This window comes from Micromonospora sp. NBC_00330 (genome assembly GCF_036136635.1).
In the GTDB taxonomy this organism is placed as follows: Bacteria; Actinomycetota; Actinomycetes; order Mycobacteriales; family Micromonosporaceae; genus Micromonospora; species Micromonospora salmantinae.
On sequence record NZ_CP108012.1, the window covers coordinates 6080048 to 6104563 of the forward strand.

The following is a 24516-nucleotide window of genomic DNA, read 5'->3' on the forward strand; positions in this document are numbered from 1 at the left end:
CACAGGTGCCGGGTGGGCCGTGTCGTCCCCCGCACACCCCCCGATGCGGCCCGGCCCGCCCGGCGCCGCCCCCCACGCGACCGCCGTCACACCGGTCCTCGACCGCGATCGGCGTAGCCTGCAAGCCGCAGCTGAGCGCGGGAGGTGACGCGATGACGGATCGGACAGAGCGGGACCGGACGGCACCGTCGACCACCGGTCGGGTGCTACGACCTCGGGCGTGGCCCTCCCCGGTCCGGGCGATGACCCGGATCCTCAACGCCGACGGCTCGACGCCCGTTGCGGCCCCGACGGGCACGGGCACCGGTCGCAGCGCCGTGGTCGACTGCGCGCTCTACGTCGACGGCAAGCGGCAGCCCGGCGACTGGACCTACGCGGAGGCGTTGGCCGCGGCCCGGCGCGAGGAGCACGGCTTCGTCTGGATCGGCCTGCACCAGCCGGAGCTGGCCGAGATGACCGCCATCGCGGAGACGTACGGCCTGCACGAGCTGGCGGTCGAGGACGCTGTCAAGGCCGAGCAGCGCCCCAAGCTGGAGCGGTTCGGCGACGTCGTCTTCCTGGTGCTGCGCACCGCCCGCTACTGCGAGCACACCGAGCTGACCGAGAACTCCGAGGTGGTGGAGACCGGGCAGGTGATGCTCTTCATCGGCCCGAACTTCGTGATCAGCGTCCGGCACGGTGATGCCTGCCGGCTCGCCCCGATCCGCGCCGACCTGGAGACCAAGCAGGAGTTGCTGCTGCACGGCCCGTGGGCTGTGGCGTACGGGGTGACCGACCGGGTGGTGGACCTCTATCTGGAGGTGGCCGAGCAGATAGAGGACGACCTGGACGTGCTGGAGGCGGAGGTCTTCGACCGGCACGGCCACGGGCGGATCCAGCGGATCTACCAGATGAAGCGGGAGCTGGTCGAGTTCAAGCGGGCGGTGGTGCCGTTGCAACGGCCGTTGATGACGCTGACCTCCCAGGTGAACCGGGACGTGCCCAAGGAGATCCGCAAGTACTTCCGGGACGTGCAGGACCACCTGAGCCGCACCGTGGAGCAGGTGAACTCCTACGACGACCTGCTGAACTCGATCCTCCAGGCGCGGCTGGCCCAGGTCACGGTCGACCAGAACAACGACATGCGCAAGATCGCCGCGTGGGCGGCCATCGCCGCGGTCTGGACCTCCATCGCCGGCGTCGAGGGTATGAACTTCGAGAACATGCCCGAGCTGAAGATGACGTACGGCTATCCGGTGGCCCTCGCCCTCATGCTCGGCGTCTCACTGGCCCTCTACCGGTGGTTCCGCCGCAACGGCTGGCTCTGATCGTGCGATAGCGCCGCGCACGCGGAAGCGCCGACGAGTGGGCGGACCCACTCGTCGGCGCCCGATGCGCTGCTGTTGACGTCAGCGGCGGCCGTTGGTGCGGGCCGTGTCCTTGCCCAGCGCCTTGGTGAGGTCGTCGGTCGGCCGACCGGAGACGTCGGTGGCGCCCTCGGCGACCGACGGGACCTTGTCGGTCGGGCGGACACCGGTCTGCTTGGCCGGGGCCGTGGTGCTGGCGCTGGAGCCGCCGGCCACCGCCGAGCTGCCCGCGCCGGTCATCCCCGCCGCGCCCGACATGGCGGACCCGTCGGACCCGCGGGCGGCGGACGGCGTACGCACCTCGATCGAGTCGACCTCGTCGCGCATCGGCTCCAGGGTGCTGCGGGTCGGGTCGTACTCGGCCCACTCCTGCTGCTCCCGGCGGCGACGCAGCGCGACCGCGCCGGCCAGGCCGGCGATGGCACCCGCCGCCAACAGGCCGGTCATCATCGAGCCGCGACGACGCGGCTGCTTCTTCTTACCGGTGATCCGCATGGTCTTCGACTTGGCCTTCCTGGTCAGCGGCCCTGCCTGCGCGGCGCCGTCACGAGCAGCCGCCGCCAGTGGTGCCAGCGTGGTGAGAGTCGTCCCCCAGCCGGTCGACGCGCGGTCGCGCACCTTCGCGGCGGTCGGTGCGACGTAACCCCGGGCCACCTGGACCCGCGGGCCGACGGTCGCGCCGGCGCCCTTCGCGGCGTGGTTGGCTGCCAGCATCAGGTGGCTGATGCTCTGGTTCAGCTCGGCCTTGGCCAGCTGCCCCTGGGACTTACGCCGCCCGAATCCAAACACGGTCCTACCTCCTGGGAGTTGTTCCTTCGTCATCCTCCACCTTCGGATGCCTCCGCGATGCCAGATCGGGCACATGGGAGGATCCGCATGGAACTGACCAACGAGTGAGGAGTACCCGTGGCCGAGGCTGTCTACGCCACCCTGCACACCAACGCTGGCCCGATCCGGCTGGAGCTCTTCCCCAACCACGCGCCGAAGACCGTCCGCAACTTCGTCGACCTGGCCGAGGGCAACCGTGAGTACACCGACCCACGCACCGGTCAGCCGGGCAGTGGTCCGTACTACGACGGCACCATCTCGCACCGGGTGATCAGCGGTTTCATGGTCCAGATGGGCGACCCGACCGGCACCGGCCGGGGCGGACCGGGCTACAAGTTCGCCGACGAGTTCCACCCGGAGCTGCGGTTCGACCGTCCGTACCTGCTGGCGATGGCGAACGCCGGACCGGGCACCAACGGTTCGCAGTTCTTCATCACCGTGTCCCCGACGCCGCACCTCAACAACCGGCACACCATCTTCGGCCAGGTCGCCGACGAGGAGTCGGTGAAGATCGTGGATTCGATCGCGAACACCCCGACCGGTCCGAGCGACCGTCCGCTCCAGGACGTCGTCATCGAGCGGGTCGAGATCGAGCGGTCCGCTTCCTGAGCGACTGGCGAGGTACCTTTGCTCGCATGATTGAGCGCTCCGGAGCACGGCCGGTGCCGGTGGACCGTGTGGTGTCGGACGGAGGGTCGGGCCGGTGAGCGAGTCTCCGCCGACCACCCCCGTCTGCTACCGGCACCCCGGTCGGGAGACCTACGTCCGGTGCTCCCGCTGTGACCGGCCGATCTGCCCGGACTGCATGCGGGATGCCGCGGTCGGGCACCAGTGCCCGGAGTGCGTCAACGAGGGGCGTCGCAGTGTCCGGCCGGCGCGTACCGCCTTCGGCGGCGGTACGGCCGGCCGGCACGGCTATGTCACCAAGGCGCTGATCGCCGTGAACGTGCTGTTCCTGCTGGTCTCCATCGCCTCCGCCCGGGGCGGGGACGCGGCGGTCGGCGGCTCCGGCTTCGGCGGCCTGATGGGTGGCAGCACACCGCTGACCGAGTGGGGTGCGGTGCTCGGCCGGGCCTACCTCTCCGACTACACCCTGGGCGGGATCGCCGAGGGCCAGTGGTACCGGTTGGTCACGGCGATGTTCCTGCACTACGGCGTGCTCCACCTGCTGCTCAACATGTGGGCGCTGTGGGTGCTCGGCCGGTCGTTGGAGGCCAACCTCGGGCGGGTACGGTTCGCCGCGCTCTACCTGATCGCGGGCCTCGGCGGCAACGTGGCCGCCTACCTGTTCAGCAGCCCGCGGGCGGCCACCGTCGGCGCGTCGACGGCCGTGTTCGGTCTCTTCGCCGCGCTGATCATCATCGAGCGCCGGTTGGGTCGGGACATTTCCCGGATCATCCCGATCCTGGTGATCAACCTGGTGTTCACGTTGGCCGTGCCGGGCATCTCGATCCCCGGGCACCTGGGCGGCCTGGTGGTCGGTGCGTTGATGGCGTTGGTGCTCGCGTACGCGCCGCGTGGTCGGCGCACGCTGGTGCAGGTCACCGGTGGGGCGCTGATCCTGCTGATCCTGCTCGCGCTGGTGCTCTTCCGGACCGCCGCACTGCTCACCTGACAGGGCGGGCAGCGCCTCACCTGACCGGGCGGGCAGCGCGCAGGGCGGCGGCCACCTCTTCCGGGGTGGCCCCCAGGTCGTACCGGCCGAACAGATGCAGCGAGTTGCCCGCGTCGATCTCCAGGGTTTCGCTGGTCAGCCCCAGCCGGGGCCGCCGGTCGACGGCGATCGCCTCGACCGCCGACCAGGGCAGCAGCCGACGGCCGGCGAACCCGTGGATGACGGTGAGCCCGGCCGGGGCCACCGCCAGTCTGACCGGCGCCACCAGGTCACGTACCGCCCAGCCGGCCAGCGCGGCGGCGGCCAGGACGGCCAACGCCAGGCGGACAGCGTCGCCGTCGGCGAAGAGCAGCCCGAGCGCGACGAGCAGGACGGCGCCGGCCAGCTTCGCCGCCGGCAGGCCCGACGGCACCCGCCACTGCTGTGCCGGGGAGGTCTCATTCACACGCCCAGCATGCCAGCGGCCGTCGGATTCCGGCACCTCGTGCGGGTGTGGCCGGACGACCGGTCGAGAGACGACGTAGGATCGGGGCAGCCCAAGTTACCGGGGAGTAAACATGAGTGACGCGGTCATCGTCGGCGCGGTACGTACCCCGGTCGGGCGGCGCAAGGGCAGCCTCGCCAGCGTCCACCCGGTCGACCTCTCGGCGCACGTGCTGCGCGCCCTCGCCGAGCGCACCGGGCTCGACCCGGCCCAGGTAGACGACGTCTTCTGGGGCTGCGTCTCCCAGGTCGGCGAGCAGTCGTGGAACATCGCCCGCAACGGCGTGCTCGCCGCCGGCTGGCCGGAGACGGTGCCCGGCACCACTCTGGACCGGCAGTGCGGCTCCAGCCAGCAGGCCCTGCACTTCGCCGCCGCGACGGTGCTCTCCGGGCAGGCCGACCTGGTGGTCGCCGGTGGCGTCGAGTCGATGACCCGGGTGCCGATGGGTTCCAGTGTGGCCGGCGGCATGCCGTTCAGCGACCAGCTACGCGCCCGCTACCGGGGCGTCGAGGGCTTCGCCGACGACGCGCCGCTGCCGTTCAACCAGGGGGTCGGGGCCGAGCTGATCGCCCAACGGTGGCGCCTCTCGCGTACCCAACTGGACGAGTTCGCGCTGGCCAGCCACGAAAAGGCCGCCGCCGCGCAGGACGCCGGCGCGTTCGACCCGGAGCTGACCCCGGTGCCGCTCGCCGACGGTGGCAAGTTCGCCGCCGACGAGGGCATCCGCCGGGAGACCTCCCTGGAGAAGCTGGGTGAGCTGGCCACCCCGTTCCGCGCCGACGGCGTGGTGACCGCCGGCTCCGCGTCCCAGATCTCCGACGGCGCCGCGGCCCTCGCGGTGACCACCTCCGACTGGGCCAGCCGACACGGCCTGCGCCCGCTGGCCCGGATCCACACCGCAGTGGTCGCCGCCGACGACCCGGTCGCCATGCTCACCGCGCCCATCCCGGCCACCGCGAAGGCGCTGCGCCGCGCGGGGCTGGGCATCGAGGAGATCGGGGTGTACGAGGTGAACGAGGCGTTCGCCCCGGTGCCGCTGGCCTGGCTGGCGGAAACCGAGGCGGACCCGGAGCGGCTCAACCCGCGTGGCGGGGCGATCGCCCTCGGCCACCCGCTCGGCGGCTCCGGTGCCCGGATCATGACCACCATGCTCCAGCACATGCGGGACAACGGCATCCGCTACGGCCTGCAGACGATGTGCGAGGGCGGCGGCATGGCCAACGCCACCATCGTCGAGCTGGTCTGACGCGGGGCGGGAAAACGCCTCGCCTCGACCCGGAACGGCCGCCTAAGGTGCCCAGCGTGACGACGATCGCCGGTGAGCGCGCCTCCGACTGGTCCAGCGAGCAGTGGCAGGTGCGGGCCCGATCCTGGGTCGACGCGCAGCTGAGCCGGGTCGGCCGACGGGTGACCGGTCCGGTGGAGCCGAGGCTGCGGCCCTGGTCGCTGGTGTGGCGGGTGCCCACCGACGACGGTCTGGTCTGGTTCAAGGCCAACAACCCGGGCACCGTGCACGAGGCCGTCCTGATCGCGGCGCTCGCCGAGTTGACGCCCGACAGGGTGCTGACGCCGATCGCTGTGGACCTGACGCAGGGCTGGTCGCTGCTGCCCGACGGCGGCGAGTCGTTGCGCGACGTGCTGGCGCGCGACTCCGACCTGGCGCACTGGGAGCGGGCGCTGCCCGGGTACGCGGCGCTGCAACTGGCGAGCGCGTCGCGTGCCGACGAGTTGGTCGCCCTGGGCGTGCCGGACCAGCGTCCGGAGGTGCTGGCCGGTCTCTTCGCCGAGCTGCTCGACGATCACGAGGCGCTGCTGATCGGCGCCGAGGGCGGGCTCGGCCCGGAGGTGCACGAGCGGTTGCGGGCCGAGCTGCCGGCGTACGGGCAGCGGTGCCGCCGGCTCGCCGACCTCGGCATTCCGGCGACCGTGCAACACGACGACCTGCACGACGGCAACGTCTTCGCCGGCGCGGCCGGGTACCGGTACTTCGACTGGGGCGACGCCTCCGTGGCGCACCCGTTCGGCACGCTGCTGGTGACGTTGCGCTCGATCGGGCACGCCGGGAAGCTCGCCGCCGACGACACCCGACTGGTGCGGTTGCGCGACGCGTACCTGGAGGCGTGGACCGACCGGTACGACCGGCGGACCCTCGTGGAGGCGGCCGACCTCGCGATCGCCCTGGGGCCGGTGAGCCGGTCGCTCTCCTGGCGTCGGGCACTGGACACCCCCGAGGAGTCCCGCGCCGAGTACGCCGACGCGGTTCCGGGTTGGCTGGAGGAGCTGTTCGCCGCCAGTCCACTTCAGCCGAACTCCTGACCATGATCCGTCCGAGTCGGAAGTCGGACAGGCAGTGCGACATGCGGCGTGGAACTTCCAAAAAACCTGCGTGACCCACGTCACCCCGCTGGGGACGTCGTTGGGCAGGTCATGGACGTCTTCTCCCGAACGTTCCTCCCGGCCGCCGCTGAGGCTGGCCTGGCCGTGCAGACGGTGAGCCGGCACATGCCGGTCTTCCGGCGCTGCGTCGGCTCCGGTGACGCCACCATCCTGGTCACCCGTTGCAGCCGCCCCGACCGCCCGGTCACCGGCGACTACCTGTTGCTACTCACGCACCGCCGCCTGGTGGTGACCCAGCAGACCCGCCTCCTGCACCGACTGCGCCTGCACCTCAACACCGAGTTGCGCGAGCTGAGCAACGTCACCTGGAGCCCGGACCCGCGGCTGCAGTCGGTGGAGATGGCGGCCACCGCGATCGACGGGATCCGCGAGCGGTTCCTGATCCGGACCAGTCACCCGAAGCAGGTCTGGCAGCTCGACGCGTTGCTCAACCAGGCGTTCCGGACCCGCCTGCGGCCGCCCGGCGCGCGGGTCGTCGCCAGCATCGGTGACGCACCGGCCGCCGCCCGGCCCGGGATGTTCGCTCCGTCCTGGTGAGCTGACCCCGACCGAGCGTCGCCCGGCTTTACCGAACTCGAACACACACCGATCGCGCCGAGCCTTCGCAGTCGGCAATCATGGGCCGGTGACCGTCGAACCACCGCATCGCGGGCTCGTCCTCGTCGTGGAGGACGAGCCGGCCATCGCCGACCTGGTCCGGCTCTACCTGACCCGGGACGGGTTCGGCGTCCACCTGGAACGTGACGGCGAGGCCGGTCTGAGCGCGGCCCGCCGGATGCGCCCGGTGGCCTGCGTCCTGGACATCGCGCTGCCGGGTCTGCCCGGCACCGAGATCTGCCGCCGGCTGCGCGAGGCCGGCGACTGGACCCCGGTCATCTTCCTCACCGCCCGCGACGACGAGGTGGATCGGATCGTGGGCCTGGAGTTGGGCGCCGACGACTACGTCACCAAGCCGTTCAGCCCCCGGGAACTGGTCGCCCGGGTCCGCGCGGTGCTGCGCCGATCCGCCGGCGGCCCGGAGGGCGCGGACCGGCCACGTGTCGTCGGCCCGGTGACGCTCGACCCGGCCCGCCGCACTGTCACCGCCGCCGGCGCCCCGGTGCAGCTCACCTCCACCGAGTTCGACCTGCTGGCCCACCTGATGGCCCGGCCCGGCCGGGTCTTCACCCGGGAGGAGTTGCTGGCCGGAGTCTGGGGCTACGCGGCGCACGCCGGCACCCGGACGGTGGACGTGCACGTCGCCCAGGTACGGGCGAAGCTCGGCCCGGCGAGTGTGATCCGGACCCATCGCGGCGTCGGGTACGCGGTCGATGCCTGACCACCCCGGCCACGTCGAGTCGCCGACCATGGCCCTGCCGGTGGTCGGCGCCGCCCCACCCACCGCACCCCGACGCGGCCGACTCGGCCGTACGCTGACCGCCCGCGCGGTGCTCGTCACCTGCGCTGTGGCGCTGGTGTCGGTGCTGGTCACCGCCATCGTCGCGGTGCCGTTGGCGATCCGTGGCGCGGAGCGGAGCGAGCAGGAGGCGCTCGCCGCCCAGGCCCGACTCGCCGCCGAGGTGCTGCGGACCCGCCTCGACCGGGGTCGCAGCGCCGACGAGGAACGGCTCATCCAGCAACTGCGCGACCAGGGCATCGACGCGTACCTGATCCGCCGTGGGGCGGTCGACCGGGCGGGTCTGCCACCCCGGGTGGTGCAGCGGATCGGGCAGGGTCGCAACGTGTCGGCCCGCCGCTCGGTGAACGGTGAGCGGGCCCTGGTCGAGGGTCGGGCCCTGCCCGGCGGCAACGGTGTGGTGCTCTCCCGTCCGCTGGCCAACGGGCTGTGGGCCCGGGTGCTGCTCAGTCTGTGGCTGCCGCTGCTGGCCGGGTTGACCGCCGGTGTGGTGGCCGGGCTGCTGCTGGCCCGTCGGTTGGCCCGGCCGATCCGGGTCGCGGCCACCGCCGCCGCCCGGCTGCGCGCGGGTGACCGTGCCGTCCGGGTGCCGGTCGAGCCGCCGGACGAGGTCGCCGACCTGGCCGAGGCGTTGAACGGTCTGGCTGCCGCACTGGCCACCAGCGAGGGCCGACAGCGGGAGTTCCTGCTCTCCGTCTCGCACGAGCTGCGCACCCCGCTGACCGCGATCCGGGGGTACGCCGAGGCGCTCGCCGACGGGGTGCTCGGCGCCGACGACACGGTGGACACCGGTCGGACGATGCTGGCCGAGGCCCAACACCTGGACCGGCTGATCGGCGACCTGTTGGCGCTGGCCCGGCTGGAGGCCGCCGACTTTCCCCTGGAACCGGTTCCGGTGGACCTGACCCAACTGGCAGTGGACGCGGAGCCGACCTGGTCCGGTCGGTGCGCGGCGGTGGGCGTGCCGTTCCGGGTGGAGACGCCCGGTCACCCGGTTTCCGCGTACACCGATCCGGGGAGGATCCGGCAGGTGCTGGACGGGCTGCTGGAGAACGCGCTGCGGGTCGTACCCCCTGGGTCGCCGGTGGTGCTCGCGGTCCGGCCGGCCGGCGCGGACCCGGCGCACGGCGGCGTGTTGGAGGTCCGCGACGGCGGGCCCGGCTTCACCGACGACGACCTGGCGGTGGCGTTCGAGCGTGGTGCGCTGCACGAGCGGTACCGGGGCGTGCGCAAGGTGGGCAGCGGGCTGGGGTTGGCGCTGGCCGCCGGGCTGGTCCGCCGGTTGGGCGGTGAGATCGCCGCGGGGCACGCGCCGGAGGGCGGCGCCGCCTTCACCGTCCGGTTGCCCGGTGATCCTTACCTGACCCGAACATCGGCCTGACGCTCCGCTCGTCGTTCCCGGGAAGGCTGAGGGCTCCACGGACGAGAGGGAGAGTCATGCCACGTTGGGGTATCGCCACCGGCACCACGGCACTGCTCGCGGCGGTCGCGCTCGGCGTCAGCGGCTGCGGCGCGGCCGAGGTGGCCAGCCAGCCCGCCCGGGATGTCGCAGTCGAGGTCGCCGCCGCCATGGGGGTCGAGGGTCAGGCGCTGACCGCGATGGGCTTCGACGCCGACGACCTGGACGTGCTGACCGTCGCCGCACCGGCCACGCCGACGCCGGGTGCGTCCCCCACCGCCAAGGAGAAGGCCCGGGAGAAGCGCGGCGAGGAGTGGCGCAAGCGCCGCCAGGCCCGCGTGCTGCTGCGCAGGAACACACTGCACGGTGAGGCGGTGGTCAAGACGAAGGACGGCGGTACGCAGACCGTCGCCGTGCAGCGCGGCGAGGTGACAGCGATCGACGGCGACTCGGTCACCGTCAAGTCCACCGACGGCTTCACCATGACCTGGACCTTCGGCGACGACCTGCGGGTGGTCGAGCGGCGGGCCACAGTGCAGCCGAGCGAGGTCAAGGTCGGCGCGACGCTCGGCGTCGCCGGCGCGAAGGACGGCGACAAGGGCGTGGCCCGGCTCATCCTCGTTCCCCGCGCCAAGTGAGCCCAGGGGCCCTGGCCGACGCCAGGGCCCCTGCCCTCGTCAGTAGACGCGGGAGCCGACGAAGTCGCCTCAGTAGACGCGGGAGCCGATGAAGTCGTCGTGACCGTAGCCGACCGGGTTGGCTGCGGTACGGGCCTCGAACGACCACTGCTGCCGGGTGCTGCTGGAGCAGTTCGCCAACCGCAGGCGAGAGCTGCCCAGCAGCGGGTTGTCGAACGCCACGCAGAGGTTGGTGGCGCTCGCCGGCCTGATCTGGTTACCCACGAAGACGAACTGCTGGGCTCCGGTGCCGTTGCAGTCGTAGACGTTGACAGCGGTGCCGGCGGTCATCGAGCTGTTGGCGACGTCCAGGCAACGGTCGTGGGACAGCTCCGAGTGCAACGACCGTCGGGCCGAGTCGTACCAGAAGCCCTGGTTACGCCCACCGTGGCAGGAGTACGGCTGCTGCGCGGTGCCGTTGCGGGAGTCGTACCCCTTGCCGTCGACGCAGGTGCCGGTGGCCAGGTTGCGCAGTTGCTTGAACTCCAGCAGCCCCGGGTAGAGCACGCCACCGCCGGTGCTGGCCGGGTCGACGCAGCTGGCCCGGGTCTGCCCGGAGTTCCAGAACTGGGTGATGCACTGGGCGAACATGCCGTGCCCGCGGGCATTGGGGTGGAAGGACTGTCGGGCGGCGTTCTCGTTCCAGATGCCGACCTCGATGAAGAGGCCGCGGACCGAGGTGTTGTCGGTGCACACCTCGTGCCCGTGGAAGAGCCGGCTGGCGTCCAGGTAGCGGGTGCCGGTGTTCGCCGCGGCCGAGCGCAGCGCCGACTCGAACATCGGCACCGCCTTGTTCCGGGCGAACGCCGCGTCGGCCAGGTAGAGCAGACAACCGCCGGAGTACCAGCCGGGGAAGTCGGGGTTGTCCTCCACGTCGGGGCTGCCGGGGCTCGGGTACGACATCAGCACCAGTTCGTAGTCAGACCGCAGGTAGCCGGCGTTGGTCATGGTCTGCCGGATGTCGGTCAGCGCCGACTGCACTGCCTGCCGGCTGCCGTCGGTGCGGATCGTCCACTGGTCGGTGTAGGTGGGGTAGCAGGCGCCCTGGAAGAAGACCCGGCGGACGGCGCAGTCCGTGGCGACCGGACCGAACTGGATGGTGCCATCACCGTTCGCGCCGACCACCACCCAGATCAGCTTCACGTGCGTGTTGCGCGCCTTGATGCCCAGGTGGTCGCCCTGGTTCAGCTCGTTGTGCTGGGTCGGGCCGCCGACGATCAGGTTCCAGGGGGTGGCACCCGAGCAGGCGATGTTGTACTGCGCGTCCGACGTGATGCCGGTGCGGAAGACCGCCTGGTCGTACGAGCGGTCGCACCAGTTGCCGTCCTGGTGGGTGCCGGGGACGTAGTTGCCGACCCCCTCACCGGAGATCTCGCTGTCACCCATGGTGATCAACGCGGTACGCCGTTGCTCGATCGGGCGGATGGCCGGGTTGCCGTAGAGGGCTGTCGCCTCGGCGGCCCGGATGGCTTCGAGGTTGGCCGGGAGTGGCTGGACGGTTGGTCGGTCGGCGGCGGTGGCGGGGGTGGCCGGTCCGGCGAGCATCGGTAGGACGAGAGCGGCGACGGCGACGGCGACGGTGATGGCCCGTCGTCGAGTCGCGCGTTCGGGCCTGGCGGGGATTGCAGGCATCGACGCACTCCTTTCGGCTCAATCGCGGGACGTCGATTGAGTTACCAGACGGTAACGTGCGGATCAACGGATGTGAATGCGCTTCGGATCCTTGCGCGCGGGATGCCGAACCGCCCGGATCGGACTATCCGGGCCCGCGCGCCACCGTCACGGCGGCGCCGGGCCGACTTCTGGTGCAGCAGCCGGCGGCGATGCGGCCGGCTTCTGGTTCAGCGGCCCGGCGGCAGGGCGTAGCCGACGTAGCCGCGGAACTCCAGCCGCCAACCGGCCGGGACGAGTTTGGCGCAGGCCGCCTCGGTGCCGGTGCAGACGATCGCGTCGACCGAGGAGGGGTCGGCCGGCGGTCGTTCCGGCAGTACCGACTGCAACGCCACCAGGTCCGGTGAGCCTCCGTCGGGCTGCCGCAGCAGCAGCCACCACGGGTATTCCCAGTTGTCGTTCTGCTGCACCAGCCCGATCCGACGCGCACCGCTGTCCTGGACCGCTGTCGCCGCCCAGCGGAACTCGTCGGCCCACTGCGGGCGGCGCAGGAACCGGGTGTCCCAGTCCGAGGTGGTGAAGACCGAGCCGGCGCCGACCAGCCGGCGCGGGAAGCCGTACGACAGCGCGAGCACCCCGGCCAGCGCCGAGGTGGCCAGCACGGTGACTGCCGCCACTGTGGCAACCGTTCGACGTCCACCCGCGCGGTTGCGCAGGAGAGCGTCCAGCCAGAGGCCGGCGAGGGGCACGGCGAGCACCACGGCGTAGAGCAGCAGCCGGTTGCCCCACGGCTGCCACTTGATCATCGCGGTGTGCAGCAGCACGGCGGTCAGCACCACCACGGCGTACGCCCGCAGCGACCCGGCCCGCTCGGGAGCGATCCGTCGTGGTCGGGCGAGCGCGATCACCGCACCGATCACCGCCAACGCCCCGGCCAGCGGAAACGCCACCCGGTCCTCGTCGGGATACCAGGCCGGCTCCGGGAACAGCTCCCGCCCGAAGGTGATCGCACGGTCCTGCGGGTCGACCCCGATCGCCTCGGCGCCGCTGATGATCACTTCGGCCCCGGCCCGACGCAGCGGCGCCAGCGGCGTATCGAAGGCGGTGTGCCCGATGCGCAGCGCGTTGACCACTATCGACGCCGGGTCGTGCCGTTCCATGGGGATGGACTCGCGCAGCCGGGGCGGCCCCAGCGGGTGCCCGAACTCGGCTGTCACCCGGGCCAGGAACGGGCCGACCACCACGGCAGCGACCACCAGGATCAGCACCGAACCGCCGACAGTGCGGGCCAGCCCGCCGACCGGCGAGGAACGCCGACCCCCACCGGGTGTCGCCGGGCCGGTCGGCTCCGATCGACCGGTCCGGGCCAGCCTCAACTGGGCCAGTCCCCAGAGCACCAGCAGCGGGCCGACCGCGATCAGGCCGCTGGTCTTGGTCACCGCGGTCAGCCCGGTGGCCGCCCCCAGCCCGAGCAGCGTGCCCCAGCCGGTTCGTCGACTCAGCCCGTCCAGCGCCAGTGTCGCCGCGCAGGCCACCCACGCCGCGCAGATCAGGTCGGTCTGCGTGCTGGTCGCCTGGAGCACCACCATCGGCGTGGTCGCCAGGACGAACGCGGTGAGCAACTGGGCCCGCCGGCCGCCGCCGAGCTGTGCGGTGATCCGTGCGGCCACCAGGAGGCAGACCACTCCGGCCGCCCACTGCACCAGGTTGTGCAGGTGGTCCCCGCCGGTGAGCAGGCGCAGGTGTAGCAGCAGATACTCGGCGCCGGGAGGGATGGTCACCTGCCGGTGGATGGCGGTGGGCCAGAAGTCCAGGTCGCCCTGGGCCACCCAGTGCTCCACCTTCGGCAGGTGGTACGTCTGCGAGTCGAAGTTGTTCGGCTCGGCCAGCAGCGCGACCAGCAGCTCCACCAGGACCAGCGCGCCGACAGTGCCGGCGAGGAGTCGCTCACCCGGTCGGGCCGTACGCCACGCGTCGACCGCCACGGCACGACGGTCAGCGAACCCCCGACCAGCCCGGGTCGGCGCGGGGGCGGGCTCACCGCGATCGGCAACCGGGGCGGACACGTCGGGTCCGCCACCGGACGCCGCCGCGCCGACCGGCACCGGCCGCTGTGCGGTGCTGACTGCCGGCGCAGCGCTGACCGGCACCGGTGTGGCGGCGGGCGGCTGCCCGAGGCGGGTCGCCCGCCGCCAGCGCAGGCCGGCCGCCGCCGCGGCCGCGACCAGGAAGAGCAGCCAGGCGACTGTGAACGCGCCTCGGGTCAGCGCGTGCGACGCGCCGAGCACCTCGACGACGAGCACCGCGTACGCCCCGCTGAGCAGGACGGCGCGCACCACGGCGAGCCGCAGCGGTGCCACCGCGCCGGTCTCGCGTGGCATCGCCGCGACGATGAGCAGGAGCACCGCAGCGACAGGAATCACCGTGAGCAGGGAGCCGGCAGCCGACATGGCGGAAGTAAACACCATTGATCTGAGGCCGCCGCGTCGACTGCCCAGCGGTAGCGGTACGTGGTAAACAAACCAACCAGGCTAGGCTATGGCCGACGTGTTGCCGCCACCGTGGAGATCCCCGTGAAGCTCTCGATCCTCATGCCGGTCTACAACGAGGAAGAACGCATCGCGGATGCCCTCAAGCAGGCATTGGCGGTTGACTATCCCTGCGAGATCGAATTGGTAGTCGTCGACGACGGCAGCCGCGACGGCACCGGCGAGGTCCTCGGTCGCGCCGACGACGCGCGCCTGCGGGTCATCACCCACCAGCGCAACGCCGGCAAGGGTGCCGCCATCAAGACGGCGGTCGACAGCGCCGAGGGTGACTACATGGTCATCCTCGACGCCGACCTTGAGTACGACCCGCAGGACATCCCCAAGCTGCTCGACCCGGTGCTCGACGGTCGCGCCACGGTGGTCTACGGCAATCGCACCTTCGGCAGCCACAGCGCCTACAGCTTCTGGTACGTGATGGGCAACAAGGGCGTCACGATGGCGGCCAACGTGCTGTTCAACTCGTACATCGGCGACCTGGAGACCTGCTTCAAGCTGATGCCGGTGGCGCTCTACCGGTCGCTCGGGGTGCGCTCGCGCGGCTTCGGCATGGAGGCCGAGGTGACCGGCAAGCTGCTGCGTCGCCGGATCCGGCCGTACGAGGTGCCGATCAGCTACCGGGCGCGCGGCCGGGAAGAGGGCAAGAAGATCACCTGGAAGGACGGCGTCGAGGCGATCTGGATCCTCGGGCGGGAGCGCGCTCGCCGCCGCCCCGCCGTGTCAGCCGCCAACTGACCCCAAGAACGCGCTGATCGACCGCCGCAGGCGGTCGGCGTCCAGACCATGCCACCGGGCGTGGTCGGCCGGATCGCCGTACCGTCGCAGGTCGGTCTGACCCACCCCGAGCGCGAGCAGCCGGTGCGGTACGTCCGCCAGGGCCCGGCTGACCAGCGCGCTCGACGTCCCCGCCAGGTACGGCTCGACCAGCACCACGTCGGTGTTGGTGAGCGCCCGCAGCCCGGGCGTGTCGAGCGGCCGGGGCGTGTGGGTGTACGCCACTGTCACGTCCATTCCCTCGGTCGCCGCCAGAGTGGGGTCGAGCATCGGTCCGACCGCCACCACGAGCGGCGCGTTCGTCAGGCCCCGCCGGAGCACCCGTAGCCCTGTGGCGTCCGGGTATCCCTCGGCGTTGCACTGCTCGGAGAGGCGCAGGTAGATCGGATCGTCGCTGGTCACGGCGTTGCGCAGCAGCGGTGCCACCTCGTCCGGGTGGCCGGGCACCCGGACGGTCCAGCCGTCACCGAGCGAGTCGAAGAGCGCCACGTCTCCGGGCGACTGGTGGGTGCGGCCCTCAGCCGACCCGTCGTACGACGCGCCGATGCTGACCAGGACGGCGCCCACGCCCTGGTGGTCCAGATCCAGCTTGATCTGTTCGTACGTCCGGTCCACCAGGAACGTCGCGTACGAGTGCGCGATCGGACGCAGCCCGGTCAGGGCGAGCCCGCCGGCCACACCGATCATCAGTTGCTCCCGGATGCCCACGTTGAGCACCCGGTCCGGGTGGCGGTGGCCGGCAGAGGCGAACTGGGCCGCCGAGATGTCGGCCAGCACCAGTGCGGTACGCGGATCCTCGTCGAGGAGCGCGGTGGCGGTGTCGATGAAGGCGGTACGCATGTCGGTCATCCCTTGCTCTCGGTGCGGGCTACCACCAGGTGCGGGTGTCGCGGTCGGTGCCCGGTCAGCGCCGCGTACAGGGCTTCGTGGTTCCGGCCGTCGACGGTGTCGGCGGTCCAACCGTTGACGGTGAACCGGCTGGCGATGCCACCGGCCCACCCGTGGCTGGCCGACGAGTTGTCGACAACGACCGCGGTGAGGCTGTCCAGGCCTGTCGCTCCCGCGTACGCGATCGCCTCGTGGTTGGATCCCTCGTCCAGTTCGGCGTCGCCGAGCAGCACGTACACCCGGGGGTTGTGCAGCCCTTGGGCGCGCAGGCCGAGTGCGGTGCCGACGGCCAGCGCGAGCCCGTGCCCGAGGGAGCCGGAGCCGATCTCGACCCCGGGCACCAGGAGTCGGTCCGGGTGGTGGCCGAGCCGGCTCTCCGGGCCGGCCAGGTCGTCGAGCCAGGCGTCCGGGATGAAGCCGTGCGCGGCGAGCACCGCGTAGTAGGCGGCCGGCCCGTGGCCCTTGGAGAGCAGGAACCGGTCCCGCTCCGGGTCGTCGGCGGTGGCGGGGGTGACCCGCAACACCCGGTCGTAGAGGACCTGGAGCACGTCGACCGTGGAGTGCGCGCTCGGCGCGTGTTTCTCGTCGCCGGTGAGGCGTCGGATCAGCCCGGGCAGTCGGGCGCTGCTGTCGGTGGTCAGTGTCGTGGTCATGCCATTACTGTGTGAGTTGAAGTCCACTTCAACTCAAGGGCCTGGGGATGCCGGATCTATTGACCATCGGTGAGCTGTCCGCCCGTTCCGGGGTGGCGCCCTCGGCGCTGCGCTACTACGAGCGACTCGGGCTGATCCGCGCCGACCGCACGGGCGGCAACCAGCGCCGCTACGCCCGCGCCGAGTTGCGGCGGGTCGCCTTCATCCGGATCTCCCAGCAGGTCGGCGTCTCGCTCGACGAGATCCGGGAGGCACTCGACTCGCTCCCCGAGGCCCGCACCCCGAGCCCGCAGGACTGGGCGCGACTGTCGGCGAGCTGGCGCAGCCGGCTGGACGAGCGGATCCGGCTGCTCACCAAGCTCCGCGACGACCTGGACGGCTGCATCGGCTGCGGCTGCCTGTCCTTGCAGCGCTGCACGCTCAACAACCCGGAGGACACGCTTGCCGGCGAGGGCCCGGGCGCCCGGCTGGTGCTGCCCCGACCGACGGACGACCCGACGCTGGCAGGCTCGCTCAACTGACGGCCGAGCCGGGGAGCTGTGCTCAACTGACGGCCGACCCTCCGCCCGGCGGGCGGGTGAGCAGCACCTTGCCGAAGTGGTCGTTCGACTCGACGAGCCGGTGCGCCTGCGCCGCCTCGGTCATCGGCAGCCGCCGGTCCACGATCGGCCGGATCCGGCCCGCCTCGACCAACGGCCACACGTCGTCCCGTACGCCCTGGACGATCTCCGCCTTCTCGGCGAGCGGACGGGACCGTAGCGACGTCGCGGTGACGCTCGCCCGCTTGGCCAGCAGCGCGCCGAGATCCAACTCGGCCTTGCGCCCACCCTGCATCCCGATCACCACGAGCCGACCGCCGGTGGCCAGCGCGGAGACGTTCCGCCCCAGGTAGGACCCACCCATGATGTCGAGGATGACGTCCACGCCGCGCCCGTCGGTGACCCGCCGGACCTCCTCGACGAAGTCCTGCTCCTGGTAGTCGATGATCTGCGCCGCGCCCAGCTCACGCAGCCGGTCGTGCTTGGCCTCCCGCGCGGTGGTCAGCACTGTCACGCCGAGGGCTGCCCCGAACTGGATGGCGAAGGTGCCGATCCCGCTGCCGCCGCCGTGCACCAGCAGCGTGTCGCCAGCACCGAGCCGCGCGACCTGGACCAGGTTCGACCAGACCGTGCAGGCCACCTCGGGCAGCGCCGCCGCGTCGACCGGGTCGCAGGCCGGCACCGGCAGCAACTGCCCGGCGGGGACCGCCACCCGCTCCGCGTACCCGCCGCCGGCCAGCAACGCGCAGACCTGCTGCCCCACCGCCCACCCGCCAACCTCCGCGCCAACCTCCGTGATCACCCCAGAACATTCCAACCCGGGGTACGCGGGCGCGCCCGGCGGCGGCGGGTAGTGCCCCTGCCGTTGCAGCAGGTCAGCACGGTTGACCCCGCTGGCCCGCACATCCACGATCACCTCGTCCGGGCCCGGCTCCGGATCGGGCACCTCGGCCCAGACCAGCGCGTCGGGACCACCGGGCTGCGGAATCGTGATTGCTCGCATGGGCCCAGTCTTCCCGATCTTCCCGGGTGCCGCAGGCGCACCATCCAGCCCACTGTGGACAGATCAGACCGCCTGGCCGGCGCACCGGGGAGGGACGCCGGGCCGACCGGAGCGAGCCGTGGCAGACTATGCGTGGCCGTACGCCCACGGGTGGCGGCCCAGGAGGGTTCGCCTAGTGGCCGATGGCGCTGGTCTTGAAAACCGGTAAGGCAGCGATGTCTTCGTGGGTTCGAATCCCACACCCTCCGCCACCTTGATCCACTCGACTTCCCGGAAGTCGGGGTGTCAGGGCTCCTGGGACACCCCGACATCACTGAGCCCGAGTCGATCTCCTGGTCCACGCCTCGTAGCTGAGCAGCACGGCGAGGAACGCGGTGAGCAGGGCGAGCGCGGCCATGTCCGGCAGGTACCGGCCGACGGGCAGCAACGGCAGCGCCGCGACGGGAGCGACGAACTGCCTCGGTCGCACGCACCGGACGCTGAGACTCAGAAACGTCGCCCTTCCTGCGAGGAACAGGGCGGTCCCGCCGAACAGCGCGATTGCCGGCATCCACTCCGAGGTGCCGCGGGACTCCTCGTGCGCGAGCCCGGCGAGGATCTGCTCGACTCCCAGCGCCACGTAGATGGTCCCGGCGAGCAGCGGAAAGTGGGCGAGGGTGTAGGCGTTGGCGCCGACGTGGGCCCGCCGTAGTCCGGACTCCATCATCAACGCTTGGCCGGCGGCCATCGCGGTGGAGGAGTACAGCCAGTACAGGCACACGGTGACAGCCAGCGTGAGGACCGCGGCCAACAGGATCGGTCCACGAATCCGCTGCACCCCGACGCCGGCGCCGACCGAGATCAGGGACTCGCCGAGCGCAATGATCACCACGAGGCTGTGTCGCTCCGCGAAGTGACTGGGGCTTCGCACCGGCCATCCGCTCAGCACCGAGGACACCACCCCGCCGCCCATGTCGATGGTGAGGGCCGCCGCCCAGAGCAGGAGCTGTGCGGTGCCGCCGAGCATGGCACCGAGGACGAAGGGGATCCAGGACAGCACGGTCGAGAGGGCGTACAGACGAATGGTCCTGCTCAGCTGCCGGTTGTCCCCAGCGGCCCAATGGAAGAGCGCGAGAGCGATGACGCGAAGCGTGACGTAGGCCAGCACCAGGATCAGTCGTTGTCTCGTCGTGCCCGGCCCGGTCGCCCAGGCGTCGGGGATGACCAGTGCGACGAGGAAGACGGCCGCCATCGCGACGGTGACGCCGGCACGGATCAGCCCGACGTCGATGCGGACGTGGTTGCCCAGCCAGGAGTAGACCACCCAGGAGATCCACAACAGCAGGAGTACGAGGAATCCCTGCGTGAGCGCCACCGGCGACGGCCGCTCGCTCATGAACGTGGTGACCCGGATGAGTCCGAAGACGAACACCAGATCGAAGAAGATCTCGAACAGGGTGGTTCGGTGTGTCTCCGCGGTCGCCACCGGCCGCGACCGGAAGATCCGCCCCATCAGGTCATCTTCACCGGTTGCACCGAGGCAGTCCGGTGCCCCGCGTCCCGGTCACTCCGGCGGGTCGGTGGCCTGCCGTTCCCGGCGGATCGTCTCCTCGGCCAGTCGCTCGACAGCGCGTCGGCGTTCGTCGGCGATGGCTCGTTCGTCCCGGCGGCGGAACGCGGTGACAACGGCCACCACGAAGTCCCGCCAGATGCCGGCCACGATGTCCCCCTGCGGAACGTTGCCCGACCTCAAACGTAGCTCCGCGAAACCACAGCCGGTCAGCGCGCGCTTCCGGTCGTCGGGAGGGCCGAGGCGGGGTAAGAAGGGGCTGGTATCTCCGCACATCGGAAGGACGCGTCCCCATGACCCTGGAACGACCGATCGCCCCGGACCCGTACGAGCTGCTGCCGACGCTGCCCTCGTTCACGCTGACGAGCGACGACGTGCAGAACGGCGAGCCGATGGACGCCCGGCACGCGCATGGCAGCACCGGGGGTGACAACGTCTCGCCGCAGCTGACCTGGTCGGATTTCCCCGCCGAGACGAAGAGCTTCACTGTGACCTGCTACGACCCGGACGCGCCGACGGGCAGCGGTTTCTGGCACTGGGTGCTGGTGAACGTGCCGGTCAACGTCACCCAGTTGCCCACCGGGGCTGGCGGTGCGGCGGGCACCGACCTCGGCGGGGCGTTCTCGGTCCGCAACGACTACGGCGAGCAGGGCTACGGCGGGGCGGCTCCGCCGCCCGGCGACCGCCCGCACCGGTACGTCTTCGCGGTGCACGCGCTGGACGTCGACCGCCTGGACCTGACCCCGGACGCCAGCCCCGCCTACGTCGGCTTCAACCTGACGTTCCACACCCTGGCCCGAGCGGTGATCCGTCCCACGTACCAGATCAAGGACTAACCCCGCCCCCAGCTCCCGCGATCTTGCACTTTCTGTCCCGACATCCTTGACATAAAGGGCGTAAGGACGACAGGAAGTGCAAGATCGCCGGGGCCGGGGCCGGGGCCGGGGCCGGGGCCGGGGCCGGGGCCGGGGTCAGGCTGGGACGCGCGCTACGGCGAAGACGGACTGGCCGAACGGCGGGAGGACGAGCTGCTCGGCGGCCTTGGTGGCGGGCAGGACGAGGGTGTCGTACACCTTGACCATCGGGCCCTCCTTCGGCATCAGCCGGAAGACCTTGGTGGCCATGAAGTAGCCGATCAGCCCGAGCGCGTTGGCGTAGTGCATCTTCTCGATGGTCAGACCGGCGTCCGTCATCGCCGCCCCGAGCGTCTTCTTCGTGTAGCGGCGGACGTGCCCGGTGGCGATGTCGGCCGGGCCCATCGCGAACTGGAACGCGGGCACGATGATGATCACGGCGCCGCCGGGTCGGACCAGGTCGCGCATGCTCTCCAGCGCGCCCACGTGGTCCTCGATGTGCTCCAGGACGTTGTACGAGACGGCGGCGCTGTAGTCGCCCCGGTCGTTGTGCGGCAGCAGCATCTGCCGGACGTCGATGTTCGGACGGCCGGCGAGGCGCTCCTTGAGCTGCACCAGCCGGTCCGGGTCGGCCTCGGTGGCGGTGAACCGCGGCAGCCGCTCGGACCATTCCAGCGCGTAGTCACCGAGGCCGCTGCCGATCTCGATCGGGTCGTCGCCGAGGTACGGCACGGCCAGTTCGATGAACCAGCGACGGTGGTTGACAGCGGTTGCCAGGCCTTCCAGCACCTCGGACTGCACGCGCTGATCCCCAGTGATTTCTGCCATGCGTCGATTCCTCACGATATGAACTCGACCCGTGCCTGGACCGACAGAGTGAATCATTCGCTGGGAGGGCGAAAGAATCGGGGCATCGGGGTGGCCGAATTGTGGTCGGGGGGTGGGTTCGTGATCGGCGGTCGGCGAACCCGGCACATAGTACGGCAGTACCCCGAAACATGTCACGGCGGCGTCATGCGCTGACTACCCTATGAATTGTCATGACTACTCCTGAATCGGACGTGCCCAGCGACAGCGGCGGCCCGGCCGCCGCGCAGTCGGCGGAGGGGGCCTCCGGTGCCGTTCGGCCTTCCCGCAGGGGGATGTGGGCCGATTTGGCCGCCGTGCTGAGCTTCGTGGTGCTCGGCTTCTGGGTGACCTGCCGGCTGTGGCTGGACCCGGGCAGCGATGTGCGGGACAACCAGTCCGATCAGTCGCAGTTCGAATGGATGATGGCCCACGGTGCGCGAGTAGTCACGCACTTTGCGTATCCGTTCCATTCCAATCAGATGAACGTCCCCGACGGCGTCAACCTGATGGCCAATACGTCCGTATTATCCATTTCATTGCCAATGACGCCGATCACCCTGTTGTTCGGGCCGCGAGCGTCATTTCTGATCTTTCTCACCGCCGGCATGATTGCCACCGCCACGGCCTGGTATTTCCTGCTCTCCCGGGTCCTGATCGGCAGTCGGGGGCCGGCGTGGCTGGGCGCGGGCTTCTGCGCGTTCGCGCCGGCCATGGTGTCGCACGCCAATGGGCATCCGAACATCGTGTCGCAGTTCGTCGTCCCGTTGATCATTTGGCGCACGCTGCGACTCGGTGAACCGGGCCGCTGGCTGCGCAACGGGGTCCTCCTCGCGCTGGTCATCGTCTGGCAGGCGTTCCTCAACCTGGAGATCCTGCTGATGACCGCGATTGGGCTCGGCGTGGTCGTCGGCGTGCTCGCCGTCGGCCGCGCGGAGCTACGGTCGCGGGCCCGATCCTTCCTCGCCGGGCTGGCCGTCGCCGCCGGGGTCGCCCTGCTCCTGCTCGCGTACCCCCTGTACGTCCAGTTCTTCGGACCTGACGCGTACTCCGGGCTGTCCCGCCTGATCCGCGGCTACTCCAGCGACGTGGCCTCGTTCGTCGCGTACTCCCGGGAATCACTGGCCGGTAGCGCGCGCACCGCCGCGGGCCTGGCCAAGAACCCGACCGAGGAGAACAGCTTCTTCGGTTGGGCGCTGGTGGTGCTGGTGATCGCCCTGGTCTGGTGGCTGCGCCGCTCGATAGTGGTGCTCGCGCTGGCCGCGCTCGGGTTGCTCTTCGCGGTGCTCTCGCTGGGTCGGGAGGTCCGCTTCGACAACCGGGGTACGGGTGTGCCCGGCCCGTGGGCGGCGCTGGAGAACCTGCCCATCCTGCACTCGGTGGTGCCGACACGCTGGGCGTTGGCGATCACCCCGATCATCGGCCTGCTGCTCGCGTACGGCGCCGAACGTGCCCGCGAGTTGGCCGAGGCGCACCCGGCCGCTCGGGGGCAGGTCCGCTTCGCCACCGCCACTGTGCTCACGATGGCCCTGTTGCCGATCGTCCCCACCCCGTTGCCCGTGGCCCACCTCGAGCCGGTCCCCAGCTTCGTGACCAGTGGGGCCTGGCGGCCGTACGTGACCGGTGGGCGCAGTGTGGTGACCCTGCCGTTGCCGGACACCACCTACGCCGAGCCGCTGCGCTGGTCCGCGTCGACCCGGCTGGACATGCCGCTGGCCCGTGGCTACTTCCTCGGCCCGGACACCCGCCCGAACGCCGATCCGCCGAAGGTCGCGTTGTTCGGTGCGACTCCCCGCCCCACCAGCAGCTTCTTCGCCACCATCAGGCGGACCGGGGCGGTGCCGCCGATCACCCCGCAGAGCCGGGTCCGAGCGGTCGACGACCTGCGCTACTGGCGGGCCGGGGTGGTCATCCTCGGGCCACACGAGCACGAGGCCGCGCTGCGCCGGGGGATGACAGAGCTGACCGGGATCCAACCGGTCTTCACCGGCGGTGTGTGGGTGTGGGACGTCCGGTCGCTGACCGACTGAGCAGTGCGGTCAGCGGACGCAGCAGCCCTGGCAGACCTTCGGCCGGGGCAGGGTGAAGGCGAGGCAGCAGGTGCGGCGCTGCACTGTCGGCTCACCGGTCGGCCCCGGCACCAGCTCGATCAGGTCGGCCAGGTCGAGTGCGCCGAGCAGTGTGTCGATGCTCTGCACCGTGGAGCCGGGCAGGGCGTCCGCGGCCCGCAGGATGCCGTGCGCGATGCCGGAGGCGACCGAGCCGAGCAACGTTCGGGTGCCCACCCGGACCTCGGACTGGATCGCAGTGATGAGCGGCGCCAGGTGGGCGTCGAGCAGGGACGCGCGCAGCGCGGCCAGCAGCTCCGCCTCGTCGGCGACGACCCGCACCTCGGACAGGCCGGCCAGCGCCAGCGGGTCGTTCGGCAGCACCGCCACCGTGGTGCCCCGGCGCATGCCCATGGTGAGCAGCTGCCGATGGTCCTCGAAGTGGATCAGCAGGTCGGCCGGATCGAGCAGTGGCACCCGCCGGGCGGAGGCCCAGCCGAGCACGACCGGCAGAGCGGCCCAGTAGCTGTAGGACTTCCAGGCCAGCGCCGCGCAGGCGTGCGGGGTGCCGCCCCAGCGGACGGCGGCGCCGTTCAGCAGCTCCGGCAGTCGGCTGCCGTCGATCAGGGTGGTGGCGGGCGCCCAGCCGAGCTCGTCGTCGACCAGCAGGCCCCGGGCGAGGCCGGGGAGGTCGTCGGTGCCGAACATGGCCCGGAGCGCAGCGGTGACGGGGGCGAGCGGCGTGGTGGCGGTCTCGCGCCGTGGCATCACCGCTGTCACCTGAGTCGTCCCCTGTCTGCGTGACCGAGGAGTGCGCCCCGGCGGACGAACCAGTGCCGTCCTGAGCTAAGGCTAGCCTAACCAAGCCCCTGGGCGTAAGGGAAGCCTCACCTTGGTCACATCCCGGACGCCCAGGTCACCCCGTATTCGGCGGGAGTAACGCTTCGCGTACTACCCGGAGTCAGTGCTGGGAAACGCCGCCGCACAATCGATGGCCATCGGTGGATTGTCAAGCGGTGTGTCGAAAACATGCCACTTGCGTGTGTGCTCGCGCACGGAACGT

General features: G+C 71.3%; 24 protein-coding genes and 1 tRNA gene. 14 read left to right on the forward strand and 11 right to left on the reverse strand.

Annotated elements, in window-relative coordinates; all coding sequences use genetic code 11:
• The first annotated feature begins 152 nt into the window (after window positions 1-152).
• Window positions 153-1307 carry a magnesium/cobalt transporter CorA gene (corA, locus tag OG598_RS27680; RefSeq protein ID WP_328651708.1) on the forward strand — a complete coding sequence of 385 codons (1155 nt, stop codon included), beginning with the start codon at window positions 153-155 and terminating at the stop codon, window positions 1305-1307.
• Between the two features lie 81 nt (window positions 1308-1388).
• On the opposite strand, the gene OG598_RS27685 is transcribed toward corA, so the two are convergent.
• The gene (locus OG598_RS27685; RefSeq protein ID WP_112583840.1) at window positions 1389-2168 is read right to left on the reverse strand and encodes a hypothetical protein; all 780 of its coding nucleotides are present in this window, start codon (window positions 2166-2168) and stop codon (window positions 1389-1391) included.
• Window positions 2169-2252: 84 nt separating this feature from the next.
• Here OG598_RS27685 and OG598_RS27690 point away from each other — a divergent pair, with 84 nt between their 5' ends.
• Together OG598_RS27690 and OG598_RS27695 are read left to right on the forward strand one after the other, a co-directional pair.
• Complete coding sequence (locus OG598_RS27690) at window positions 2253-2783, forward strand: peptidylprolyl isomerase (RefSeq protein WP_091396894.1); 531 nt, start codon at window positions 2253-2255, stop codon at window positions 2781-2783.
• Between the two features lie 94 nt (window positions 2784-2877).
• Window positions 2878-3789 (forward strand): rhomboid family intramembrane serine protease, encoded by a 912-nt coding sequence (locus OG598_RS27695; protein WP_238687539.1) that lies wholly within the window; start codon window positions 2878-2880, stop codon window positions 3787-3789.
• Window positions 3790-3805: 16 nt separating this feature from the next.
• Here the strand turns inward: OG598_RS27695 and OG598_RS27700 are convergent, their stop codons facing one another.
• Window positions 3806-4234, reverse strand: coding sequence for a PH domain-containing protein (locus OG598_RS27700; protein WP_328651709.1), 429 nt, complete (start codon window positions 4232-4234; stop codon window positions 3806-3808).
• Between the two features lie 112 nt (window positions 4235-4346).
• Between OG598_RS27700 and OG598_RS27705 the strand changes: the two genes are divergently transcribed.
• The 6 genes from OG598_RS27705 to OG598_RS27730 all read left to right on the forward strand — a co-directional run bounded on the left by OG598_RS27705 (window position 4347) and on the right by OG598_RS27730 (window position 10103).
• Window positions 4347-5519, forward strand: coding sequence for a thiolase family protein (locus OG598_RS27705; protein ID WP_328651710.1), 1173 nt, complete (start codon window positions 4347-4349; stop codon window positions 5517-5519).
• Between the two features lie 56 nt (window positions 5520-5575).
• Complete coding sequence (locus OG598_RS27710; RefSeq protein ID WP_328651711.1) at window positions 5576-6589, forward strand: aminoglycoside phosphotransferase family protein; 1014 nt, start codon at window positions 5576-5578, stop codon at window positions 6587-6589.
• A 111-nt stretch (window positions 6590-6700) separates the two neighbouring features.
• Window positions 6701-7207 carry a hypothetical protein gene (locus OG598_RS27715; protein WP_112675276.1) on the forward strand — a complete coding sequence of 169 codons (507 nt, stop codon included), beginning with the start codon at window positions 6701-6703 and terminating at the stop codon, window positions 7205-7207.
• An 88-nt stretch (window positions 7208-7295) separates the two neighbouring features.
• A complete protein-coding gene (locus OG598_RS27720) occupies window positions 7296-7988 on the forward strand; it encodes a response regulator transcription factor (RefSeq protein WP_328651712.1) in 693 nt (230 codons plus the stop codon).
• Window positions 7981-9447, forward strand: coding sequence for a sensor histidine kinase (locus OG598_RS27725; protein WP_328651713.1), 1467 nt, complete (start codon window positions 7981-7983; stop codon window positions 9445-9447). Before OG598_RS27720 ends, OG598_RS27725 begins: the two co-directional genes overlap by 8 nt.
• 56 nt (window positions 9448-9503) lie before the next feature.
• Window positions 9504-10103, forward strand: a complete 600-nt coding sequence (locus tag OG598_RS27730) for a hypothetical protein (protein WP_328651714.1) — start codon at window positions 9504-9506, stop codon at window positions 10101-10103.
• A gap of 69 nt (window positions 10104-10172) precedes the next feature.
• Here OG598_RS27730 and OG598_RS27735 read toward each other — a convergent pair whose 3' ends face one another.
• Window positions 10173-11774 carry a ricin-type beta-trefoil lectin domain protein gene (locus OG598_RS27735; RefSeq protein ID WP_328651715.1) on the reverse strand — a complete coding sequence of 534 codons (1602 nt, stop codon included), beginning with the start codon at window positions 11772-11774 and terminating at the stop codon, window positions 10173-10175.
• Between the two features lie 209 nt (window positions 11775-11983).
• Window positions 11984-14203, reverse strand: a complete 2220-nt coding sequence (locus tag OG598_RS27740) for an ArnT family glycosyltransferase (RefSeq protein ID WP_328651716.1) — start codon at window positions 14201-14203, stop codon at window positions 11984-11986.
• 123 nt (window positions 14204-14326) lie between these two features.
• On the opposite strand from OG598_RS27740, the gene OG598_RS27745 reads away from it, so the two are divergent.
• Window positions 14327-15034: a glycosyltransferase family 2 protein gene (locus OG598_RS27745; protein ID WP_091397575.1), complete on the forward strand. Its 708-nt coding sequence runs from the start codon at window positions 14327-14329 to the stop codon at window positions 15032-15034.
• On the opposite strand, the gene OG598_RS27750 is transcribed toward OG598_RS27745, so the two are convergent.
• Together OG598_RS27750 and OG598_RS27755 are read right to left on the reverse strand one after the other, a co-directional pair.
• Window positions 15020-15913 (reverse strand): transketolase family protein, encoded by an 894-nt coding sequence (locus OG598_RS27750; RefSeq protein ID WP_328651717.1) that lies wholly within the window; start codon window positions 15911-15913, stop codon window positions 15020-15022. The genes OG598_RS27745 and OG598_RS27750 overlap by 15 nt on opposite strands.
• A gap of 5 nt (window positions 15914-15918) precedes the next feature.
• The gene (locus OG598_RS27755; RefSeq protein WP_328651718.1) at window positions 15919-16614 is read right to left on the reverse strand and encodes a transketolase; all 696 of its coding nucleotides are present in this window, start codon (window positions 16612-16614) and stop codon (window positions 15919-15921) included.
• 47 nt (window positions 16615-16661) lie between these two features.
• Here OG598_RS27755 and soxR point away from each other — a divergent pair, with 47 nt between their 5' ends.
• A complete protein-coding gene (soxR, locus tag OG598_RS27760) occupies window positions 16662-17135 on the forward strand; it encodes a redox-sensitive transcriptional activator SoxR (protein WP_112583829.1) in 474 nt (157 codons plus the stop codon).
• A 22-nt stretch (window positions 17136-17157) separates the two neighbouring features.
• Here the strand turns inward: soxR and OG598_RS27765 are convergent, their stop codons facing one another.
• Window positions 17158-18156, reverse strand: coding sequence for an NAD(P)H-quinone oxidoreductase (locus OG598_RS27765; RefSeq protein ID WP_328651719.1), 999 nt, complete (start codon window positions 18154-18156; stop codon window positions 17158-17160).
• Between the two features lie 161 nt (window positions 18157-18317).
• Here OG598_RS27765 and OG598_RS27770 point away from each other — a divergent pair.
• Window positions 18318-18407 (forward strand) — tRNA-Ser (locus OG598_RS27770).
• Window positions 18408-18466: 59 nt separating this feature from the next.
• On the opposite strand, the gene OG598_RS27775 is transcribed toward OG598_RS27770, so the two are convergent.
• Complete coding sequence (locus OG598_RS27775) at window positions 18467-19648, reverse strand: low temperature requirement protein A (protein WP_328651720.1); 1182 nt, start codon at window positions 19646-19648, stop codon at window positions 18467-18469.
• Between the two features lie 51 nt (window positions 19649-19699).
• The gene (locus OG598_RS27780; protein ID WP_328651721.1) at window positions 19700-19855 is read right to left on the reverse strand and encodes a hypothetical protein; all 156 of its coding nucleotides are present in this window, start codon (window positions 19853-19855) and stop codon (window positions 19700-19702) included.
• Window positions 19856-19998: 143 nt separating this feature from the next.
• Between OG598_RS27780 and OG598_RS27785 the strand changes: the two genes are divergently transcribed.
• Entirely contained in the window at window positions 19999-20541 is a 543-nt protein-coding gene (locus OG598_RS27785; RefSeq protein WP_328651722.1) for a YbhB/YbcL family Raf kinase inhibitor-like protein, read from the forward strand.
• A 135-nt stretch (window positions 20542-20676) separates the two neighbouring features.
• Here OG598_RS27785 and OG598_RS27790 read toward each other — a convergent pair whose 3' ends face one another.
• On the reverse strand, window positions 20677-21387 hold the full coding sequence (locus tag OG598_RS27790) for a class I SAM-dependent methyltransferase (protein ID WP_328651723.1): 711 nt from the start codon (window positions 21385-21387) through the stop codon (window positions 20677-20679).
• Between the two features lie 212 nt (window positions 21388-21599).
• On the opposite strand from OG598_RS27790, the gene OG598_RS27795 reads away from it, so the two are divergent.
• Window positions 21600-23435: a hypothetical protein gene (locus OG598_RS27795; protein WP_442931390.1), complete on the forward strand. Its 1836-nt coding sequence runs from the start codon at window positions 21600-21602 to the stop codon at window positions 23433-23435.
• 9 nt (window positions 23436-23444) lie between these two features.
• Here OG598_RS27795 and OG598_RS27800 read toward each other — a convergent pair whose 3' ends face one another.
• Window positions 23445-24221 carry a hypothetical protein gene (locus tag OG598_RS27800; protein WP_328651724.1) on the reverse strand — a complete coding sequence of 259 codons (777 nt, stop codon included), beginning with the start codon at window positions 24219-24221 and terminating at the stop codon, window positions 23445-23447.
• Between the last annotated feature and the right edge of the window lie 295 nt (window positions 24222-24516).